This is a genomic window from Streptomyces viridosporus (assembly GCF_002078235.1).
In the GTDB taxonomy this organism is placed as follows: Bacteria; Actinomycetota; Actinomycetes; order Streptomycetales; family Streptomycetaceae; genus Streptomyces; species Streptomyces viridosporus.
The window spans coordinates 1-4,277 of the sequence record NZ_MSGP01000789.1; the positions used below are offsets into that span (position 1 = coordinate 1).

Annotated in this window: 5 protein-coding genes; 2 read left to right on the forward strand and 3 right to left on the reverse strand. The window is 72.7% G+C overall.

The features are described 5' to 3' along the window. A partial coding sequence (locus tag B7L92_RS37550) for a GltB/FmdC/FwdC-like GXGXG domain-containing protein (protein ID WP_143626486.1) occupies positions 1–337 on the forward strand: 337 nt, incomplete at its 5' end. Further along, on the forward strand, positions 330–1,793 hold the full coding sequence (locus tag B7L92_RS37555; protein WP_081241583.1) for a glutamate synthase subunit beta: 1,464 nt from the start codon (positions 330–332) through the stop codon (positions 1,791–1,793). The genes B7L92_RS37550 and B7L92_RS37555, both read left to right, overlap by 8 nt. A 143-nt stretch (positions 1,794–1,936) precedes the next feature. On the opposite strand, the gene B7L92_RS37560 is transcribed toward B7L92_RS37555, so the two are convergent. From B7L92_RS37560 to B7L92_RS37570, 3 genes are all read right to left on the reverse strand, one after another. Then, on the reverse strand, positions 1,937–2,839 hold the full coding sequence (locus B7L92_RS37560) for a chitosanase (RefSeq protein WP_081241584.1): 903 nt from the start codon (positions 2,837–2,839) through the stop codon (positions 1,937–1,939). Further along, positions 2,836–3,762 carry a rhomboid family intramembrane serine protease gene (locus B7L92_RS37565; protein WP_081241585.1) on the reverse strand — a complete coding sequence of 309 codons (927 nt, stop codon included), beginning with the start codon at positions 3,760–3,762 and terminating at the stop codon, positions 2,836–2,838. Before B7L92_RS37565 ends, B7L92_RS37560 begins: the two co-directional genes overlap by 4 nt. A gap of 271 nt (positions 3,763–4,033) precedes the next feature. Continuing rightward, a partial coding sequence (locus tag B7L92_RS37570; protein ID WP_143626488.1) for an SIMPL domain-containing protein occupies positions 4,034–4,277 on the reverse strand: 244 nt, incomplete at its 5' end.

Below are 4,277 nucleotides of genomic sequence, written 5' to 3' on the forward strand. Positions count from 1 at the left end.
CGGCCGCAACTTCGCGGCCGGCATGTCCGGCGGCGTCGCCTACGTCCTCGACCTGGACCGCGACCACGTCAACGCCGGCAACCTGGACGCCGTCGAGGCGCTGGACGACGCCGACCGGCAGTGGCTGCACGACGTGGTCCGCCGGCACCAGGAGGAGACGGGCTCCACCGTCGCCGGGAAGCTGCTCGCCGACTGGGACGGCTCCGTGCGGCGCTTCAGCAAGATCATCCCCCGTACGTACAAGGCAGTGCTCGCCGCCAAGGACGCCGCCGAGCGAGCCGGTCTCTCCGAGACCGAGATCACCGAGAAGATGATGGAGGCGGCGATCAATGGCTGATCCGAAGGGCTTCTTGAACCACGGCCGCGAGGTCGCCACGTCCCGTCCGGTCGAGGAGCGCCTCAAGGACTGGAACGAGGTCTACGTCCCCGGCTCCCTGCTGCCGATCATCGGCAAGCAGGCCGGCCGGTGCATGGACTGCGGCATCCCGTTCTGCCACAACGGCTGTCCGCTGGGGAACCTCGTTCCCGAGTGGAACGACTACGCCTACCGCGAGGACTGGGCGGCGGCGAGCGAGCGCCTGCACGCGACGAACAACTTCCCGGAGTTCACGGGCCGGCTGTGCCCCGCTCCGTGCGAGTCGGCGTGCGTGCTCGGCATCAACCAGCCGCCGGTCACCATCAAGAACGTCGAGGTCTCGATCATCGACAAGGCGTGGGAGGCCGGGGACGTCGCCCCGCGGATCCCCGAGCGCCTGTCCGGCAAGACCGTCGCGGTCGTCGGCTCGGGGCCCGCGGGCCTGGCCGCCGCCCAGCAGCTGACCCGGGCCGGCCACACGGTCGCGGTGTACGAGCGGGCCGACCGCATCGGCGGCCTGCTGCGCTACGGCATCCCCGAGTTCAAGATGGAGAAGCGGCACATCAACCGCCGTATCGAGCAGATGCGCGCGGAGGGCACCAAGTTCCGCACGGGCATCGAGATCGGCCGCGACATGCCGGCGCCCGCGCTGCGCAAGCGGTACGACGCCGTGGTCCTGGCCGTCGGCGCCACCACCCCGCGCGACCTGCCGGTGCCCGGCCGCGACCTCAAGGGCATCCACCAGGCCATGGAGTACCTGCCGCTGGCCAACAAGGTGCAGGAGGGCGACTACGTCACCCCTCCGATCTCGGCCGAGGGCAAGCACGTCGTCGTGATCGGCGGCGGCGACACCGGCGCCGACTGCGTGGGCACCGCCCACCGCCAGGGCGCGGCCTCCGTCACCCAGCTGGAGATCATGCCCCGCCCGGGCGAGGAGCGGAACCCGGTCTCCCAGCCGTGGCCGACGTTCCCGATGCTCTACAAGGTCACGTCCGCCCACGAGGAGGGCGGCGAGCGGGTCTACTCCGTCTCCACCACCCGCTTCGAGGGCGACGGGGACGGCAACGTCCAGTGGCTGCACCTGACCGAGGTCGAGTTCGTCGACGGCAAGCCGGCCTCGAAGCCGGGCACCGAGCGCAGGATCCCGGCCCAGCTGGTCACCCTCGCCATGGGTTTCACCGGCACCGACCGGGTCAACGGACTGGTCGAGCAGTTCGGCCTGGAGCTCGACGAGCGCGGCAACGTCGCCCGCGACGCCGACTTCCAGACCAACGTGCCCGGCGTGTTCGTCGCCGGGGACGCCGGCCGCGGCCAGTCGCTCATCGTGTGGGCGATCGCCGAGGGCCGCTCGGCCGCCCGCGGCTGCGACCGCTTCCTCACCGGGGCCAGCGACCTGCCGGCCCCGATCCGCCCGACGGACCGCGCACTGGCGGTCTGACCGGCCCCCGAGACGCCCCGTACAACGGCGTACGGGCGGGACATCTGGGGGACGCCCCCCAGACCCCCCGAGACGGCGCCTGCCCCCTGTCCCCGACCGGACCGGGCAGGCGCCGTCGTTGCGTGCGCGTGCCCGGACCGGCCCTACGGCACCCGGAACGTCCCGCCGTACGCCTGCCACACCAGCGGTGTGTCCAGCTTCAGGTTCCCGGCCTCCAGGAAGCGCCGCTGGACGGTGTCGACGCGGGAGGTGTCGCTGCCCGGCCGCTTGGTGAGCATCGCCGCGCGGCGGACGTCGAGGAAGGCGTCCAGATACGCCTTCTCCGAGCCGCCCCGGGCCGGTGTCCTCGCCTTCTTCATCGCGCGCTCCCGCAGGCCGTAGAAGCCCTCCGGGTCGGTGTCGGGCCCGTGGAAGACCATCGCGTCGTAGTAGACGAACTGGCCCAGCGTGTTCAGGCCGTCGAGCTTGGCGAGGCGGACGGCCGGCTCGAAGTAGAGGCGGTCGCGCACCTCCTCCTGCGCCCTGCGGAACTCGGGCAGCTCCGCCTCCGCCCGCCAGGCCGCCGTGAAACCGGGGTCCAGGCCCTCGTGCGAGTCCGTGCCGTCCACCTCGCGCAGGGCGGGCAGATAGCGCTCCAGGCCGTTGCCCGGGTGCTCCTCGCTGTAGTGCTCGACCAGCATCAGCAGGTCGTGGGTACCGCTGCAGAAGCCGATGATGCCGGCCGTGTAGCCCTGGCCGTCGCCGTGGTCCTCGATGCTGCCGTACAGGCTGCGCCAGTCCAGGGTGGAGTTCTGGACGCTGGCCACCAGCCGCTGCGCCAGCTCCTTCTTCTCCGGCGCGGCGAGGCCCGCGGGCAGGTCGGCGATGAGCGCGTCGTCCTCCGTCCGCTCCTCCTCGGCCCGGTCCTTGGCGTCCTCACGGGCCGCCTGGGCGGTGGCCGCGGGCGGAGGGGCCGGGGCGTCGGCCGAGTCCGTCGGCATGACGAAGTACACCGCCGTGGCGATCACGGGAGCGGCCGCGAGGAGCAGCGCACCGGAACGTTTCACTGGGGAATACCTCCACCTGTCAGTTCGAACATCCTGATCGCCGCCGCTGCCGCCAGCAGTACCACCAGCCCCGCGCACGCGCCCACCTGCACCGCCGTCCGGCGCCCGTCCCGGGGCGCGTACGCGAACGCCAGCGCCACCGCGCCGCCCGCCAGCAGCCCGCCGAGGTGCCCCTCCCAGGACGTGACCGCGGCGGAGAGCACCAGCCACACCAGCAGACCGGCCATGAACCGGTTGACGGTGCGCATGTCGGCGCCGACCCGCCGCGCCATGACGTAGTACGCGGCCCCCACCCCGAAGACCGCCCCGGACGCGCCCACCACGGCGTCCTCCGGCGCGAGCAGCAGCACCAGCACCGAACCGCCCAGCGCCGACAGCAGGTACAGGGACAGGTAGTGCACACGGCCCAGCATCGGCTCGACGAGCCGGCCGAGGTTCCACAGCGCCACCATGTTCATCACGATGTGGAAGACGCCGAACGTCCCCTCGGTGGGCGGCAGGTGCAGGAACGCACCGGTCAGCAACCGGTACCACTCACCGTCCACCAGCCCTTCCGGACGGAAGCCCTCCGGGTACGGGTCGGTCCACAGGTAGTGCCCGCCGTCCGGCCCGGTCAGCCCCGCGCCCAGCATCGCGAACCGGTCCACGATCTCCGGCCGGACCAACTCCGCCACGTACACCAGCACAGTGACCGCGATCAGCACGTACGTCACCACGGGCACCGCCGAGACGCGGCCGCCGACCAGGGTCCGCGCCTGCCGTACCGACCGCGCGCCCTCCTTCACGCAGTCGGGGCACTGGTGGCCCACGGCCGCCTCGCGCATGCAGTCCGGGCAGATGTACCGCTCGCAGCGGATGCAGCGGACATGGCACTCCACCCCGGGGTGGCGGTAGCAGGTGGTGACGGTGGACTCGGAATCCACGGACCGGCTCCTTGAGAGGACGGGAACGGAACTGAGCCGGTGAGGACGGCAGCGAACAAAATAACGAATGACGGTGGCCGGAGAGAGGGGCGGGGTGCGCGTGCCGTGGCTTCGGGGCCGTCTCCGGCGGACGGGCAGCCGGTCCCGGTGACGGCGGGGGCACCCCCGCACGACCGCGACCGGCCCGAGCGGACCGGTGGAGCCCGGCCCCGAGCGGCCCGGGGGACCGACCGGTCCCGAGCGGCCCGGGGGAGTCCGGCGGCCCCGGGACCTACTGCCTCAGCGAGAAGCCCAGCACCACGCCCGCCGACACCTCCACCATCCCCGGCACCAGGTCCCCGGACGAGGAGCCGCCCCCGCCGCCGTGACCGCGGTACTGCCGGAACTCGTACGACTCGGAGTCCACGTCCTGGATGTGCAGCACCGCGCCGATCCGCACGCCCGCCGCCTCCGCGTACACCTCCGCCTTGCGCCGCGCCGCGGCCACGGCCCGGCGGCGCGGCGCAAGGCGGAGG